Below are 14,982 nucleotides of genomic sequence, written 5' to 3'. Positions count from 1 at the left end.
GACTACAGCAAGGTGGCAGCATGGCGGGCGGCCCCCCTCAAACCCACCTGCTCGTTAAGCACCACCTGCACCGACAGCTGTTCCAACAGCGGCCGCATTCGCCCTTTGTCCAAAAACGCCGCTAGAAACTCCCCCTGGCGCAACAGGGGCAAGAGCTTGGGGGCAATCCCACCGGCAAGGAACAGCCCACCCCGGGGCAATAGGTGCAGGGCAAAATTGCCAACAGCCGCTCCGTAGAGGCTAACGAACAGCCGCAAACACTCCATAGCTAGAGGATCCCGTCCCTCGAGGGCGGCATTAGCAATGTGGGCGGCTGGATCAATTTCCCTAGCTCCCCCTTCCCAGGCAGCAACCTGGGCTAACCCTTGCTCCTCTCCCTGGGCCCGGCGACTATCCCGCAAAAACTGGTAGATGGCTACGATCCCCTGGCCGGAGACCACCCGCTCGGTGGAGACACGCCCGTATCGCTGTTGCAAATACTGCAGCAGCTCCCATTCCAGAGGAGTGCGCGGGGGAAAATCCACGTGGCCTCCCTCGCTGGGATAGACCTGGTAGCCGCCCTCTCCCCAGGTGAGGTAAGCCTGCCCCAGCCCCGTGCCCGCCCCTATGACGCCAATGGGTGCCCGCGGCTGCCGCTCCCCCGCTTGCAGAGTCTCCAGCTCCGCATCGTGCAGGGCTAGCACGCCATAGCCTACGGCGCTGAAGTCGTTGATCAAGGCCAGGCGCGGGATCCCCAGTTCTGCCGTCAACTGGCTTGAGTGCAAGCTCCAGGACAGGTTGGTGATTTTGGCCCTTTGTCCGCCGCTTTTCTCCTCCACCACTGGGCCGGCCACGGCAAAACAAGCAGCAGCCGGCTGTGGATCCCGCCCCAGCTCCTGCCGAGCTTGGGCCAGAAACTCCTCCACCAGGGGGGTAAGGCTGGAGTAATTTTGGCTGGCGTAGCGGCGGCTGTAGAGGCTGTGCTCGGGATCCTCGGCCTTGACCAGACTGAGGCTGGTCTTGGTGCCCCCAACATCTCCGGCCAGCAGCAACTCCATGGGGCCTTCTCCGAGCAGCGCGCCCATTCCACCCTGCCATTTTCGGCAGGGCTCTGGCAATGGACGTCGGAATCCAGAGGTGGGAAGGTCTCTTGCCCATGCCAGGGTTACCCCGAGCTGGCTGGCGGAACCGGGGCTGGCTGCGTTGGGAGCCGCTCTGGCTCATGCTGAAGTGGCGGCAACGCTTTGCCCGCCTTGGCACCTAGTTTGGCTCCCTCTGAGGCACGGCAGGAGTGGCAGCAGGCGACGCCGTTTGACTGGCTGGAGATGCAGCTGACGCAGGGGAGGGTGCCTCTGCTTGCCCAGGGGGCAAGAAGTCGACGACTTCCCACCCCTTGCCCTCGGGGGAGCTAGAGGCCAACAGCCATCGCTCAGTTAGGCCTTGAGACCCCGCCGATTGGACTTGTTGGCGGGCCAAGGTGAGCTGAAAGGGATCGCCTTTGCGGCGGTAGGGGCGGCGGGATCCCGGTGGCTTCACCCTTAGAGTATAGGTGCCGCTGAGGTGGTGGATCTCTAGTTTTTCCCCGGTTGCTACCCGCAGCCCCGTCTCCCGGCGATCCCGGCGAATGCAAACATCCTGCACTTCCAGATGGGCTGCCAAGCGGTCACTGCCCACCAGCGAGGCAACCGGCCCCGACAGGTGAGCAATCTGGTAGGTCAGGGCCTGTTGGACAACAGACTGGGGTGGCTGGGGAGCACAGCCTGCTAGGAGCCCCAACAAGGCAAGGGCCAGGAGGCTGAGTAGACAACGCCTGCCACGGTTGCCTGCTGCTTTTGCCGTGGCCCTCTCCCTAGGCATCTCCTCTTCCCGGCAGCTTGGCCAAGTCCGTTAGACCATAGCAGCGTTGGGATGCTGCTTTAGGTATTCGGTATTAACTCCCGACTCGCGGGTGAGCGCCACTAGACCCGTGCGGGCGATCTCCCGAATGCCAAAGCTAGTCAACATTTTGATGATGGCCGCCATTTTGCCCGGATCCCCGGTGACTTCCAAAGTTAAAGACTCTTCCGCCACATCGACAATGCGGGCCCGGAACATCTGCGCCACGTCCATGATGGCAGAGCGAGTTTCGATGCTGGCATTGACCTTGACCAGCATCAGCTCCCGTTCTACACAGGGGACGTGGGTAATATCCGTTACTTTCAGAACCTCGATGAGCTTGTAGAGCTGCTTGGTTAGCTGCTCCACATCGTGCTCGTCTCCCTGCACCACCATGGTGATGCGGGAGATCCCAGGCCGTTCAGTAGGGCCAACGGTGAGGCTGTCGATATTGAAGCCCCGGCGGGCAAACATGCCGGCAATGCGGGTTAAGACGCCGGGCTGATCCTGCACAAGAGCGCTGAGGGTATGTCTCACGGCAACCGCAGAGGAGAGTGGCGGGAAGTAGGCGATGGCCTTGTACAAATCCTACCCCAATTCCACAGCTGCCAGGAGGGATCCTCGAGCCTTGCCGAATTGAACTCAGCCGTGCTAAGGATCTCCCTCTTCATCCTGGAGTTGGCGCAAAGCGCGCTGCACCTGCTCTTGCAGAACCCGGTTGTGGCGCTGGCGGCCAAGGTGCAAGGCGGCTTGCCAGCTGGCAATGGCGGTCTTGAGGTCTCCCATATTCCGGTAGGCCAGTCCCCTCGCGTAGAGGCCGTACTCGTCGGCAAGGTCAAGGGGAATGCCGCTGGCCTCTAGGCGAAAGGCCTGGTCGTAGTCGTCGAGGGCTGCCCCAAGCTCCCCCAGCTCGTAGAGCAGATTGCCCCTGAGGTAGAGAGCGCAGGGCTGGCCGGGCTCTGCCTCTAGGCTACGGCTGAGGTCGGCAATTGCTTCGAGGTAGCGATCGGCCCAGGCGTAGGCGATCCCCCGCCGGTAGTAATGGGCTGGGCGGGGATCCCAGCGGATGGCCTGGGACCAGTCGGCTACAGCCGCCTCCCACTCCCCCAGGTAGCCGTACACCTGAGCACGGCAGGCATAGGCGAGCGCCCAGGTGGGATCCCGCGCAATTGCCTCATCCAAGGGAGCCAGCGCTGAAGGTAGGGATCCCTGCTGCAGGTACAGCTCAGCTAGGCGGAGATGGTAAGTAGGGCTGGGATGCAGCTGTACTAGCTTGGTCAACTCGGCGGTTGCCCCTTGCAGATCCCCTTGCGCTTGGTAAATGAGGCTGCGGTAGAAACAGGGTTCTGGGCGACGGGGGATCAACTGGGCAGCCTGGTCGAAGTCTTCCAGGGCCTGGGCAAGCTGACCCAGTTCGAGGCGGATCTGTCCCCGCAGGAGGTAGGCGTTGGCTAGACGGGGATCCCGTTGCAGCGCCAGGGTAAGCTGCTGCAGGGCCCCTAGCAGATCCCGGTTGAGCCACCGTTCGCGAGCGCGGTTGTAGGCCAAGATGGCCGGGCGAGTAAAGGCAGAAATCGCCGCTGCGCTGGCCAGGCCCATCACCGCCAAGAGGCGATCCTGGTGCCAACTGGCCAGGCTCCCCAGCAGCAAGGCAGCGGCAACCCCAAGGCGCAGGCCAGCAGAGGTGTAGGCTTTGAGCATGGTATTCCGCCGCCCTGAAAGACCTGCGAAACGATTATGGCAGGGCATTGCTTGCCGCGTTTCTGCCTTCTTCCTGCTTCCACGACCTGTAGCTGGTAGTAGACTCTGCACCTACCAGCCGGCTAGGGGGGTCTCCACAGACGTCACTTCCTGTCGAGCTGACGGGAGTTGCCCCTTGCTCTGGATGCCAACCTTAGCTTAGGCAAAATACCTACCGAAGAGAGGTAGCTGCCGGCCCACTAGCTCAGCTACTCCACGTTAAGTCAGAAGATTTGTTGGCAACGCTGTCCAGTGTGCCACAAAAGTAGCAAAGTGCTCCGCACCCGTGTTGCAAACGAGAGCCCCCTGGCCTAATCCCGACACCCGCCCGGTAAAACGCTGGCCAGAGGAGGAGATGGGCGTCAAACTGACGGTGGTATCTACCCAAAGGCAGCAGTGGAAGACAAGTCGAGGACTGGCTTGGGCCGGCAGCCTTTACAGAATAGCCAGAGCAGCCGGCAGCTTGCCCGCTGGCGCCGCCACCGAGCTAAGGAACAGCAGCTGGCGTGGCTTTGGGAGGATCGGATCCCGACGGCCCGACAACTGAACTTTCGCCTTGCGGCGGTGGGCTTGGCTTTGGCCGCCGCTTTCTTGGGAGCGGGGGCGCGTTTGGTTTACTTGCAACACTACCAAGGGCCAACCCTACAGCAGCGGGCCGAGGCTCAGCAGCGGGCCCACCTCCGACCCTTCCTCCCTCGCCGCTCGATCGTGGATCGCCACTCCGTAGCTCGGCAGCAGGCGGAGCTGTTGGCCGTAGATCGCCCTGCCTATACCCTTTGGGCCCATCCCCGCCTTTTTGGCAGGCGCACTCCGCAGGAGATTGCCACGGCTCTAGCCCCTCTGCTGCGGCGGCCAGTTGAGCAATTGACCCAGCAGTTGTCGGCTAACCATGCGGTGCGGCTGGAGCGCTGGCTGGCGCCAGAAGTGGCGGAGCAAATTCAGGCTCTGTACCTGGACGGCCTGGAGCTGGTGAGCGAGCGGCAGCGGGTTTATCCCCAAAAGGAGATGGCTGCCGAGGTGGTGGGCTATGTGGATTTAGACCACCGCGGCCAGGCAGGAGTGGAATATTCTCAACAGGCACTGCTGGAGCGGACAGTTCAGCCAGTTACCATTCCCCGAGATGGCTACGGCCAGTTGTTGGCTGCCGAGGTGCCGGAAAGGCTGCTGCAATCCGGCGAGACGGTGCTGCAACTGACCTTAGACATGCGCCTGCAGCGGGCTGCCCGCGCTGCTTTGAAAGCCCAGATGGAACGGTTTCAGGCGCTGCGGGGCACGGTGATTGTTTTGCAGCCCCACACTGGCGAGATCCTCGCCTTGGTGAGCGAGCCCACCTACGATCCCAACCGCTACTTCGAGTACGACCCTGCCCTTTTTCGCAACTGGGCCGTTACAGACTTGTACGAGCCGGGATCCACCTTCAAGCCTATCAACATCGCCATTGGGCTCGATGCCGGGGCCTTCACCGCCAACGAGCGGGTTTACGACGCAGGGCGGATCTGGATTGGCCGCTGGCCCATCCAAAACCACGACTACCGCCAGCGGGGTGCCCATGGCTGGCTAAGCGTTACCGAGATTCTGCGCCTGTCCAGCAACGTGGGCATGGTGCACCTGATGCAAAAGCTGGATCCCCGCCAGTACCACCATGCCCTCCTACGGCTGGGATTGAACGACCGCAGCGGTGTCGATCTGCCCTTCGAGCCGCCCAGCCGCCTGAAGCCCCTGCGGCAATTTGTAACCGTGCCAGTGGAGCGGGCTACCGTCGCCTTTGGCCAGGGATTGGCCCTCACTCCTCTGCAGTTAGCCGCCTTGCACTGCATCATCGCCAACGGCGGGTTAAAGGTGCGGCCCCATGTGGTGCGCGGCCTAGTGGAGAAGGATACCGACACCCTGGTTTGGGGCCCCCCCCGGCCAGCGCCAGTGCGGGTGCTCTCGGAAGAGGCCACGCTGGCAGTGCGCATCCAGATGCGGGATGTGGTGGACTTTGGCACTGGGCAGTCGGCCAAGGTCGAGGGGTATGAGATCGGCGGTAAAACGGGCACAGCGCAGAAAGTTGGGCCGCAGGGGGGCTACTTGCCCGGCAAGCGCATCACCAGTTTTGTGGCCTATTTCCCAGCCCTTCGTCCTCAGTATGTGATTTTGGCTGTGATCGACGAGCCAAAGGGGGAAGATGCCTTTGGATCGACGACAGCAGCTCCCGTGGTTCGCTCGGTGATCCAGGAGATCATTGCCCTAGAAGGGATCCGCCCCAATTCCCCATAGGAAAAGGCTGGGATCAGGACTGGCTGCCATGGGCATCTGACCTTGGTGCTGCCACCCGCCAGCTCAGTTTAGCGTTGAGATAAAAGTTCCAAAATACAACAATACCAATTGCGATCAAGTTAGCGAGCAAATAGTGAATGCCCAGGCGCTCGCTCAGCAAGATCAACAACAAAGAGTTGAGCAGCAAGCCAATCAAGCAAATGACATTAAACTTGACCAGTCGCTGCAGACGATTCCAAAGGCCTGGCTGTAGCCGAGTGACATGGCGAAAAGTCCACAGGTCGTTCCAGAGGAAGTTATTGAGGATGGCCACCTCAGAGGCGATGAGTTTGCTGATAGCCAGATCCCACCCTAAGTTGCGGGGATCGTGGAACAGATACAGCAACGTCATATCCACAAACGTGCCGGACAGTCCAACCATGCTGAAGCGCAAAAAGGATCCCACTTGACCTAGCGAAAAGCGCAGCGCAATGAGGTGGTGGAGATACTGGAGGCAGGTTTGCAGTTGGATTTTGCTCTCGCCGTTTTGGCGCTCCTGAAAGATGTAGCCAACTTCAGCAATGGTCCTCACCCGGCCCCGCGCCAGCACCTCAACTAGCAGCTTGTAGCCTTTGGGACTGAGCGGGATCCCGGCAATAGCCTGGCGTCTGACTAGAAACAACCCGCTGAGAGGATCCGACACCCGCCTAAAAACCCCAGGAAGTAGCATCAGCCCAATCCACTGGGCCCCCCGGGAGACGAGGCGCCGGCCCAGGTTCCAGTGGCTCACTCCCCCCGACTCCGCGTAGCGGCTGCCCACCACCAGGTCTACTCCCTCTTGGATGGCAGGCCACAGCTTGAGAACAATCTCCGGCGGGTGCTGCAAGTCCCCATCCATCACCCCCAGGACCTCGCCGCGGGCCGCTTGCCATCCCCGCAACACCGCCGTGGCCAGCCCCCGTTCGTGGTCTCGGCAGATAACCTGCAGTTGGGGAAATTCCTCTTGCAGTTCCTGGGCCACTTTGGCGGTGTAATCGGGGCTATTGTCATCCACCACGATCAGCTCGTAGGCCCCAGGTAGGATTTTGTCCAGATGGGCACACAACTGCCGGATCAGGCTGCAGATGCTGGAGGCCTCGTTGTAGGTGGGAACAACCAGCGATAGCTGGACAGAGGTGGGCTGAGAGAGCGGCGGGATTTGAATAGGGACTGTCGAAGCTTGCGGATGGTCGGACGAAGTAAGAGTTCCCTGAGGCATTCAGCAGGCCATCCAAAAAACATCGAGGAGAATCCTAAGCAGGAGCGCGGAAACACCGCTCCGCGCCACCAAAGCGCTAATCCCCTATCCTATCGGGGGATAACCCCCAGAGCTAGACAGTTCCCCACATGCCCAGCTTGCCTAGGAAGATCCCGTCGAAGGGAGCGGGATCTAGGCCGCGGCAGAGTTGGGCTCTCGCAAGCCTCGATGAGCGTTTGTTTGGCCTGCCAGTCGAGGAGGAGCTGCGCCATGGCTAAGCCGCCAAGGGGTTGCAGAGGGCCCTCTGGCCCGTTGCTATCTGTGGGCGGTAGTTGGCGCAGGTAGAGCTGGGTGGGCAGAGAGAGCAACTGAACCGAAACGTAGGGCAAGGGGCCGGCCTCTTGCCAACCGCCTCCACTGCAGGGGCGATAAACGTCTGCGGCGAGCGGCTGCCAACCGTCAACTGTGGCTCGTTGTAGCAGCAGATCCCGTGGACAGCTGTGAAGGGGAGCTGCTCAGAAAGAGAGGGCTAGGCTTTGCGAGCAGACGCCGCCTGCGGCTGTTGCATCCAGCGTCGCACCCTAGGCAGGAGAGGATGGTTCATCATTTGCTCGGCAACGTCTTTCTCTCCTTTAACCGGCCAGCCCAGGGAGCCGCCTAGTCGCCAATGGTGATCTGGCCAATCATGCCGGCTTCTGCGTGACCAGGGATGGTGCAAGCCAGAGAGTAGACCCCAGATTTGAGGGGGATAAACTGCCACTCCACCGACGCGCCCGGCTTGAGCTCAATTTCTCGGACCTGCCCTTTAATTTCCACGCCAGCCACTTCCAGTTTGCGTGTCCAAACAGCATCGGCAAAGTCCTTGGCGCTGAAGTAGTGCTTCAATTGGCTGGGGTTGCTCAAGCGCAATCGGTAGAGGTTGCCATTGCGAAAAAAGAGCTCCTTAGGCGCAAATACCAACTGGTTGTCAACCGTGCCCAGCTCGACTGCCCTGTCCTGGGGCGTTTGCCGCGACAGATCCCGTCCCCACGCCGGCCAGGAGATCCCGCTGCTCAACATCCATAGACAAAAGCTCACTAGTAGGAGATAGCGCAGCCCACGCAGCATACCCACCAGGAAAACTCGGCCTGGAACCTAAGATAGCAATCAGCTTTAGCCAGAGAGTACTTGACCAAGCCGCACAGTTGGGGGCACCTCCTCGGCTGTTCCCCTCTCCCATTCCACCGCTACCGCTGCAACGTAGCCATCGGCAACCCCCAGAGGCAAGGTTAGCCAGCCGGGATCCCTGGCCAACCTTTTGGCACCAGCCAGGCCCACACCCACGGCTTTTAGGAGGGCCTCTTTTTGGGTCCACATCTGCAAAAAAGCCGCATCTCGCTCTGGCGGTGGGCAGGCCAGGAGGTAAGCTTGCTCGGCAGCAGAAAAGTAGCGGCGGGCAATGCGCTGCCAGCGGGGCACGGGTCGGATCCGCTCCAAGTCCACGCCAATTCGACGGTGCAGCGCCAAGCCAACCAGGATCCACTGGTGGGAGTGGCTGAGGTTAAACTGCAGCGGCAGAGGTGGATCCCGCCAGTAGGGCTTGCCGGTAACCGTGCGGTCGAGGGAGATGGCTTGAGGCGGAATGCCGCTATAGTGGCTAAGCAAAGTTCGCAGCAACAAGCGGCCAGCCAGAAAACGGCGCCGATCCTCCACCAGTTGCAATTGCCCCGCCCGCTGCCGTTCCTCGAGGGAGAGCAGGTCAAGCTGAGGAAGCAACACCTCCAGAGGGGGCACTGCCTGTAGCCACAGGTGGATCTCCGGCTTTTCCAGCTCCAGCAGCGGCTGCCGCAATCTTACCCTTCCACCCTCTTGAGACCTAGACAGCTCGAGAGGTTGCGAATGGGGTAACATGGCCTTGAGCTGGCGTGGTTGGCAACACCACCTAGACAGTACTTCCTTTAGACGTGTTCCCAAGGCCCGGCTCGAGCTAATGTCTTCCTTTCACTACCCACCCCGCCCCGGCCCTGTCCGCGCCGCTCGACAACAGGCCATTTGCCAAGGGATCCTCTGGCTGTTGCTGGGCTTTACGGCTATTTTGTCCGGCTCTGCTGGGGCCTTCCTGGCGGCCATACTGCCCCGCCCGATCCTTCCCCCTTCTCTAAGTGCTGAGGAACAGGCAGCCTTTCGACCGGATGCCCTGCGCGCTGCTGCTCTAGATCGATCCTTGCACATCCTCATTCTGGGCCTCGACAGGCCAGATCCCGCCCTCTTGGGAACAGGGGATCAGGACCGCTTCAACACCCGCTCTGACACCATTCTTCTAGCCCGCTTTGACCCCCAGGCGCGGCGGATTACCGTGTTGTCGATCCCCCGCGACACCCGTGTGCGCCTGCCCGGCTTCGGCGTGGCCAAGATCAACGCCGCCAACGTGGTGGGAGGCCCCGCCCTAACAGCTCAGGTGGTAAGCCAGTTGCTGGGCGGGATCCCGATTGACCGCTACGTCCGCCTCAATACCGAAGCCCTGGAAGCGCTGATTGACGCGGTGGGTGGCGTAGAGGTCTACGTGCCGGAGCCCATGCACTACGTGGATCGTACGCAGCAGTTGTTCATTACCCTACAACCCGGCTGGCACCGCCTCAACGGCAAACAGGCCCACCACTTTGCCCGCTTTCGCCACGACCAGCTGGGGTTAGGAGATATTGGCCGGGTGCAACGGCAACAGGAGCTGCTGCGGGCCCTCAGCCGGGAACTGCTCTCCCCCGCCGTCTGGCCGCGCATCCCAAAGGTTTTGCAGGTTGTCCGCGCCCACTTGGATACCAACCTCACCTGGGAAGAAGTCTTGAGCTTGGCCAAATTCCTTCTCACCTACGGCGGGGATCGCATGGATCTGGTGCTGTTGCCGGGCCGCTTCAGCCAGGCGGGAGAATTTGCCACCAGCTACTGGCTGCCGGATCTGGCCGGGATCCGCCGTGTGGCCGCCGCCCATTTTGGCCTAGAGGCGGAAGTAACCCCCATCCCGCCGCAACACCTGCGCATAGCCGTGCAAAACGCTACCGGCAAGCCGGGGATGGCCCGCCGCATGGTGCAAGAACTGGTTAGACAGGGCTATGCCCAAGCTTTTGCCGTCGAGGATAGCCCCCAGGTGTTGCCGCGCACCGAGATCCTTGCCCAAAGTGGGGATCGGGAGGGGGCTAAGCAGGTTCGCGCTGCCATTGGGCTAGGGGAGCTGCGGGTGGAGTCCACGGGAGTTCTCAACTCCGACGTCACCATTCGCCTAGGTCAAGATTGGGTGGAGCAGCTTACCCTCGGTAGGAACCAAGCTCAGAGCCTCTAGGGCCAGCTGGTTTGAGTGCAGATTTATTGCCCTGCTGCCCTAAACGGCAGAGCACAAGGCCGCTCTACTGGGGCCTACGAAGGTCATGCATAGTAGTGGGCAAGGCTTGAGGCTCAGTCTTCTTGGTAAATTGGAACTAAGCTGGTTCGAGTGACAAGCTGCCTATGGCCGTCTTGGAACAAGGAGCCATCACTGTCCACACGGAGAACATTTTTCCCATCATCAAGCAGTTTCTCTACTCGGATCGCGAGATCTTTTTGCGGGAGCTGATCTCCAACGCTGCTGATGCTATTGCCAAGCTGAAAATGGCCAAGCTGGCCGGCGAAGTGACGGAGCCTCCAGAACCAGAGATTGTTATTGCGCTCAACAAAGAGGCAAAGACTCTCTCCGTAAGCGACACTGGCATCGGCATGACTGCCGAAGAGGTGAAAAAATATATCAACCAAGTGGCCTTTTCCAGCGCTGAAGAGTTTATTCAAAAGTACAAAGACAAGGGTGCTGACCAGGTGATCATCGGCCACTTTGGCCTAGGTTTTTATTCTTCCTTTATGGTGGCGCAGCGGGTGGAGATCGACACCCTTTCCTACCAGCCCGGCAGCACCCCTGTGAAATGGTCCTGTGACGGCAGCCCCAATTTTACCCTCTCGGATTCCCAGCGCTCTGCTATCGGCACCACCGTCACCCTGTACCTAACCCCCGATAGCGAGGAGTACCTGGATCCAAGTCGCATCCGCGAATTGGTGCGCAAGTACTGCGATTTTATTCCCGTTCCCATCAAGCTCAATGGAGAAGTCATCAACCGGCAAAAGCCCCTCTGGAAGATTTCTCCCTCAGAGCTCAAAGACGAGGACTACCTGGAGTTTTACCGCTACCTGTATCCCTTCCAGGAAGATCCCCACTTCTGGGTTCACATCAACACGGACTATCCTTTCATTGTGCAAGGGATCCTTTACTTCCCCAAGCTGCGCCCGGACATCGATCCCACCAAGGGCCAAGTTAAACTGTTTTGCAACCAAGTTTTTGTGCAGGATAACTGCGAGGAAGTTATCCCTAAGTTCCTCCTGCCCCTTCGCGGCGCCATCGACAGTCCCGATATTCCTCTCAACGTCTCCCGCAGTTTTTTGCAGAATGACCGCACTGTCAGGCGCATTGGGGATCACATAGCCAAAAAGGTGGCGGATCGCCTCAACGAGCTCTACCGAGAAGACTACGAAAAGTACGTCAGGGTCTGGCCCGATATCAGTCTATTTATGAAATTTGGGGCAATGAATAGCGACAAATTCTTTGCCCAGATTAAGGACATTCTCATCTTCCGAGTTGCCGGATCCCCTGCCGACAAACCCGAGTACGTGACCCTCAAGGAATACCTAGAGCGCACGCGAGAGAAACAGAACAAGCGGGTTTACTACGCCACGGACGAGGCAGCCCAGAGCGCCTACATTGACCTGCACCGCTCCCAGGGCCTAGAAGTCATCATGCTAGATAGCTGGATCGACAGCCATTTCAGCAGCTTCCTGGAGCGAGAGTATCGCGAAGAGGGGATCCAATTTAAGCGGGTGGACTCGGAGTTGGATGAAGCCCTGATCAACAAAGACAAAGCTGCTGAGCTTGTCGATCCCCTAACTCAGAAAACCCGTAGTGAAAAGCTAGTAGATCTTTTCCGTCAGGCGCTGGGGAAAGAAAAGCTGCAGATCAAGGCTGAGGCCCTTAAGTCCGAGTCTGTGCCGGCCATGATCCTGCTGCCGGAAACCCTGCGGCGCTTGCAGGAGCTCAATGCCATCCTGCAACAGAAGCCGATGGAGTTTTTGGAAGAACACACCTTAGTGGTCAACACTGCCCATCCCCTCATTCAGAACCTGCAAGCTTTAGCCGAGGAGGGCCGGGATCCGGAGCTGGTCAATCTTATCTGCAACCACATCTATGACCTGGCGCTGATTACCCAGAAAAGCTTCGACCCAGCAGCGGCGCGGGCTTTCGTGCAGCGCTCTAACGAGGTGCTGACGCGGCTTACCCGCCGTCAGTAGGCAGCACTCTCCCAGCTTGCCCCTGCTTGCAGGGCTTCTGCTGCCCCAGGCAAGGGGGGACGAGGGCCAGCGCCGTTTCTACTTTCTTGGAGAAGGGGAGCCACTTGACGCATGAGCGTAGCCATCTCCAGGGCGCTCATGGCGTACTCCCAGCCTTTGTTGTTTTTGATCCCGGCTCGCTCCAGCGCCTGCTGCAGGGTGTCCGCCGTGAGGATCCCGAAAATGACCGGCACGCCAGTGCGAAAGCCTGCTGCCGCGATCCCCTTGGCCACCTCTGCCGACACATAGTCAAAGTGGGGGGTCTGCCCTCGGATCACCGCCCCCAGGCAGATGATGGCATCGTAGCGGCGGGACTGGGCCAGTTGGTGGGCCACCAGAGGCACCTCAAAGCTGCCAGGCACCCAGTAGTAGTCCACCTGGCGACTCTCGGGGCTGACATCCAGGCCATGCCGCCTCAGAGCATCCCGGCACCCCTCCAACAACTTGCCCACAATCAAATCGTTAAACCGACTGATGACGATAGCTAGACGCAGATCGCCTGTCTGCGTAAAATTCCCCTCGTAAACTGCCATCTTGCTGCTCCAAAAGCGGCCTCCTCTAGGCTACAAAGCTGCACTCTTCCATCCTGACATACTTCTTGCCATCCCACTTTCAGGAGGATAGTTCTGCAGCTGCCCATCGAGCAGCAAGATTGACATCCTCCCCCAGTGATCTAGCTAGGCCAGGAAGGGATCCCTGGCCGGACGGCGCGGCAGTCTGGTACATGTCTCCAGGCTGGCGGCCCACTCGCCGATGAGGGTGTTGACCCAGTGAGGCAGCTCGTCGTGGGCGCAGTGACCCACCCCCGGTAGCTTCACCAACGTAAGAGCTGGCTGCCAGCGCTTGAACTGATCCGCCAAAAAGCTGGGTACCGCCGGATCTTCTTGACCCCAGAGGAGGAGAATGGGCATTTTGAGGGTGGGCAGCAGCCGCTTGGGGCTATCGAAGGGGCGGCAGAGGATGGCCCTGAGGCTGTCCAAGAACACGTGGGCTGCTCCTGGCTCAAAAGCTGGCGTTTGGAAGATCCGCACTAGCTCATCGTCCACTTGCTCATCGCGCTTGTAGACGTTCTTGATCCAAGCCCGCAGCACCTTAGTCTGTCGCAGCCAATTAAAGAGGTGAGGGCCCAGCAGCGCCAGGATCCCCTCGCAGAAAGCTCGCACTAGGGCGTCCCAGGGAGGGGGCAGTTCTTCTGGATGGGGCCCGTCGGCGCAGCTAATCAAGCATAGGCCCCTCACCATCTGGGGATAGCGGGCAGCCGCAATCACCCCCACCAACCCGCCAAGGGAGTGGCCAACCAGGATCATAGGCTGGCGGATGTGGACGCGCCAAAACTCGTACACCTGCTCCACCCAGAGATCGACGCTGTAGGCGATCTCCGGCTTGGCGCTCTTGCCAAATCCCAGCAAGTCAAGGGCGTAGACAGGGCGCTGGGATCCTAGAGGGACGATGTTGTGGCGCCAGTGGCCGACGGAGGCGCCAAAGCCGTGGATTAAAAGAGCCGGCGCTGCCACCAAGTTTACCTGGCCTGCAGGAGTTTGGGCGCGACTAGGAGTGTAGGTGAAGTGAACCGGCCAGCCGCGCCAAAGCCAGGTTTGAGAGTGGCCGTAGCGAGGCAGGCCCGAGAGGGGATCTCTGCTGTCGACTGCCTGGGACGGGGAAGGTAGGGATCCCGGCGCGGAGGGAATAGAAAGGGAGTTGGGTGTGTGCAAGGAAGGAGCGAACAAGCCACCTCCACCAGAATAGACCAATCATGGCCGCTTCTTCGGAGCGTCTAGAGTGGACTAACGGGGCGTTTTGGGGACTAGAGGTTCCGCCCAGCTTCCGCCCGCCAGCAGTCTTCGCTTGAGCTCTACTTGCAGATTCGATGAGCGAGAAAACCGACGAGACGGCCTGGATAGACCCGATTACAGCAGCCAGCTTTCGCCAGATTGACCAAGAGATCGGCCCCCACCCCTGGCAGGGGATCCCCTATGAGATCGTGCGCCGCGCTATCCACGCCACTGCTGACTTCGAGCTGCGGGATCGCTTTGTGTTCAGCCCCACGGCGGTTGAGGCGGGGCTAGCGGCCCTGCGGCAAAAACGACCAGTGGTGGTGGATGTGAGGATGGTAGCCGCCGGGATCCAGTCTGGCCTCCAAGCCCAGGGGATTCCGCTCCACTGCGCCTTGGACTGGGTGGAAGAGCCCCTCGAGGTGGGGCAAACCCGCACCGCTCAAGGGATGATCAAGGTGGCCCGCTGCTACCCAGAGGCAATCTTTGTTGTCGGCAACGCGCCCACAGCCCTGCTAGCGCTAGTGAGAGAGATTCGGGCGCAGCGGGTCCGGCCCAGCCTGGTGATTGGGGTGCCGGTGGGCTTTGTGGCAGTAGAAGAGGCAAAACAAGCCTTGGCCCAGACAGAGGTTCCCCAGATTCGGGTGGAGGGCCGTAAAGGGGGATCCCCGGTGGCTGCCGCCATTGTCAATGCCCTGCTGCTGGCTGCCCGCCGGGACTAGAATTGGGGACGAGCTGGGAAGGCCATCCAGGAATCTCGCCGCG

General features: G+C 60.4%; 14 protein-coding genes. 4 read left to right on the top strand and 10 right to left on the bottom strand.

Going from position 1 to position 14,982, the window contains the following annotated elements; genetic code table 11:
- Positions 1 to 2 precede the first annotated feature (2 nt).
- The 4 genes from NW814_RS05715 to NW814_RS05700 form a co-directional block, all read right to left on the bottom strand.
- The gene (locus tag NW814_RS05715; protein ID WP_414405580.1) at positions 3 to 1,037 is read right to left on the bottom strand and encodes a glucokinase; all 1,035 of its coding nucleotides are present in this window, start codon (positions 1,035 to 1,037) and stop codon (positions 3 to 5) included.
- A 202-nt stretch (positions 1,038 to 1,239) separates the two neighbouring features.
- The gene (locus NW814_RS05710; protein ID WP_414405537.1) at positions 1,240 to 1,836 is read right to left on the bottom strand and encodes a hypothetical protein; all 597 of its coding nucleotides are present in this window, start codon (positions 1,834 to 1,836) and stop codon (positions 1,240 to 1,242) included.
- Positions 1,837 to 1,866: 30 nt separating this feature from the next.
- A complete protein-coding gene (ilvN, locus tag NW814_RS05705) occupies positions 1,867 to 2,391 on the bottom strand; it encodes an acetolactate synthase small subunit (RefSeq protein WP_414405579.1) in 525 nt (174 codons plus the stop codon).
- A 114-nt stretch (positions 2,392 to 2,505) separates the two neighbouring features.
- On the bottom strand, positions 2,506 to 3,555 hold the full coding sequence (locus NW814_RS05700; protein WP_414405536.1) for a tetratricopeptide repeat protein: 1,050 nt from the start codon (positions 3,553 to 3,555) through the stop codon (positions 2,506 to 2,508).
- Between the two features lie 435 nt (positions 3,556 to 3,990).
- On the opposite strand from NW814_RS05700, the gene NW814_RS05695 reads away from it, so the two are divergent.
- Positions 3,991 to 5,853 (top strand): peptidoglycan D,D-transpeptidase FtsI family protein, encoded by a 1,863-nt coding sequence (locus NW814_RS05695; protein WP_414405535.1) that lies wholly within the window; start codon positions 3,991 to 3,993, stop codon positions 5,851 to 5,853.
- A 13-nt stretch (positions 5,854 to 5,866) separates the two neighbouring features.
- Here NW814_RS05695 and NW814_RS05690 read toward each other — a convergent pair whose 3' ends face one another.
- The 4 genes from NW814_RS05690 to NW814_RS05675 all read right to left on the bottom strand — a co-directional run bounded on the left by NW814_RS05690 (position 5,867) and on the right by NW814_RS05675 (position 8,899).
- Complete coding sequence (locus NW814_RS05690; protein ID WP_414405534.1) at positions 5,867 to 7,090, bottom strand: glycosyltransferase; 1,224 nt, start codon at positions 7,088 to 7,090, stop codon at positions 5,867 to 5,869.
- A gap of 89 nt (positions 7,091 to 7,179) precedes the next feature.
- The gene (locus tag NW814_RS05685) at positions 7,180 to 7,458 is read right to left on the bottom strand and encodes a hypothetical protein (protein ID WP_414405533.1); all 279 of its coding nucleotides are present in this window, start codon (positions 7,456 to 7,458) and stop codon (positions 7,180 to 7,182) included.
- Between the two features lie 268 nt (positions 7,459 to 7,726).
- Positions 7,727 to 8,176, bottom strand: a complete 450-nt coding sequence (locus NW814_RS05680) for a sulfocyanin-like copper-binding protein (protein ID WP_414405532.1) — start codon at positions 8,174 to 8,176, stop codon at positions 7,727 to 7,729.
- A 45-nt stretch (positions 8,177 to 8,221) separates the two neighbouring features.
- On the bottom strand, positions 8,222 to 8,899 hold the full coding sequence (locus NW814_RS05675) for a 4'-phosphopantetheinyl transferase family protein (RefSeq protein ID WP_414405531.1): 678 nt from the start codon (positions 8,897 to 8,899) through the stop codon (positions 8,222 to 8,224).
- Between the two features lie 139 nt (positions 8,900 to 9,038).
- Between NW814_RS05675 and NW814_RS05670 the strand changes: the two genes are divergently transcribed.
- The gene (locus NW814_RS05670) at positions 9,039 to 10,382 is read left to right on the top strand and encodes an LCP family protein (RefSeq protein ID WP_414405530.1); all 1,344 of its coding nucleotides are present in this window, start codon (positions 9,039 to 9,041) and stop codon (positions 10,380 to 10,382) included.
- Between the two features lie 164 nt (positions 10,383 to 10,546).
- On the top strand, positions 10,547 to 12,406 hold the full coding sequence (gene htpG / locus NW814_RS05665) for a molecular chaperone HtpG (RefSeq protein WP_414405529.1): 1,860 nt from the start codon (positions 10,547 to 10,549) through the stop codon (positions 12,404 to 12,406).
- Here the strand turns inward: htpG and ribH are convergent.
- A complete protein-coding gene (gene ribH, locus NW814_RS05660) occupies positions 12,400 to 12,978 on the bottom strand; it encodes a 6,7-dimethyl-8-ribityllumazine synthase (RefSeq protein WP_414405528.1) in 579 nt (192 codons plus the stop codon). The two genes, htpG and ribH, sit on opposite strands and share 7 nt — an antisense overlap.
- A gap of 144 nt (positions 12,979 to 13,122) precedes the next feature.
- On the bottom strand, positions 13,123 to 14,172 hold the full coding sequence (locus tag NW814_RS05655; RefSeq protein WP_414405527.1) for an alpha/beta fold hydrolase: 1,050 nt from the start codon (positions 14,170 to 14,172) through the stop codon (positions 13,123 to 13,125).
- A 140-nt stretch (positions 14,173 to 14,312) separates the two neighbouring features.
- Between NW814_RS05655 and NW814_RS05650 the strand changes: the two genes are divergently transcribed.
- Positions 14,313 to 14,939 (top strand): cobalt-precorrin-8X methylmutase, encoded by a 627-nt coding sequence (locus NW814_RS05650; protein WP_414405526.1) that lies wholly within the window; start codon positions 14,313 to 14,315, stop codon positions 14,937 to 14,939.
- The last annotated feature ends 43 nt before the right edge of the window (positions 14,940 to 14,982 follow it).

Origin of the sequence: Synechococcus sp. R65.1, from assembly GCF_047461755.1 — a bacterium.
Lineage (GTDB): Bacteria > Cyanobacteriota > Cyanobacteriia > Thermostichales > Thermostichaceae > Thermostichus.
This window is presented reverse-complemented; position numbering and strand designations above follow the sequence as displayed.

What these genes read in the sequence shown, in the direction of transcription:
- NW814_RS05680 (WP_414405532.1), bottom strand. Translation starts at nt 8,176, where the DNA reads ATGCTGCGTGGGCTGCGCTATCTCCTACTAGTGAGCTTTTGTCTATGG.
- NW814_RS05710 (WP_414405537.1), bottom strand. Translation starts at nt 1,836, where the DNA reads ATGCCTAGGGAGAGGGCCACGGCAAAAGCAGCAGGCAACCGTGGCAGG.
- htpG (WP_414405529.1), top strand. Translation starts at nt 10,547, where the DNA reads ATGGCCGTCTTGGAACAAGGAGCCATCACTGTCCACACGGAGAACATT.
- NW814_RS05690 (WP_414405534.1), bottom strand. Translation starts at nt 7,090, where the DNA reads ATGCCTCAGGGAACTCTTACTTCGTCCGACCATCCGCAAGCTTCGACA.
- ribH (WP_414405528.1), bottom strand. Translation starts at nt 12,978, where the DNA reads ATGGCAGTTTACGAGGGGAATTTTACGCAGACAGGCGATCTGCGTCTA.
- NW814_RS05670 (WP_414405530.1), top strand. Translation starts at nt 9,039, where the DNA reads ATGTCTTCCTTTCACTACCCACCCCGCCCCGGCCCTGTCCGCGCCGCT.
- NW814_RS05650 (WP_414405526.1), top strand. Translation starts at nt 14,313, where the DNA reads ATGAGCGAGAAAACCGACGAGACGGCCTGGATAGACCCGATTACAGCA.
- NW814_RS05715 (WP_414405580.1), bottom strand. Translation starts at nt 1,037, where the DNA reads ATGGAGTTGCTGCTGGCCGGAGATGTTGGGGGCACCAAGACCAGCCTC.
- NW814_RS05700 (WP_414405536.1), bottom strand. Translation starts at nt 3,555, where the DNA reads ATGCTCAAAGCCTACACCTCTGCTGGCCTGCGCCTTGGGGTTGCCGCT.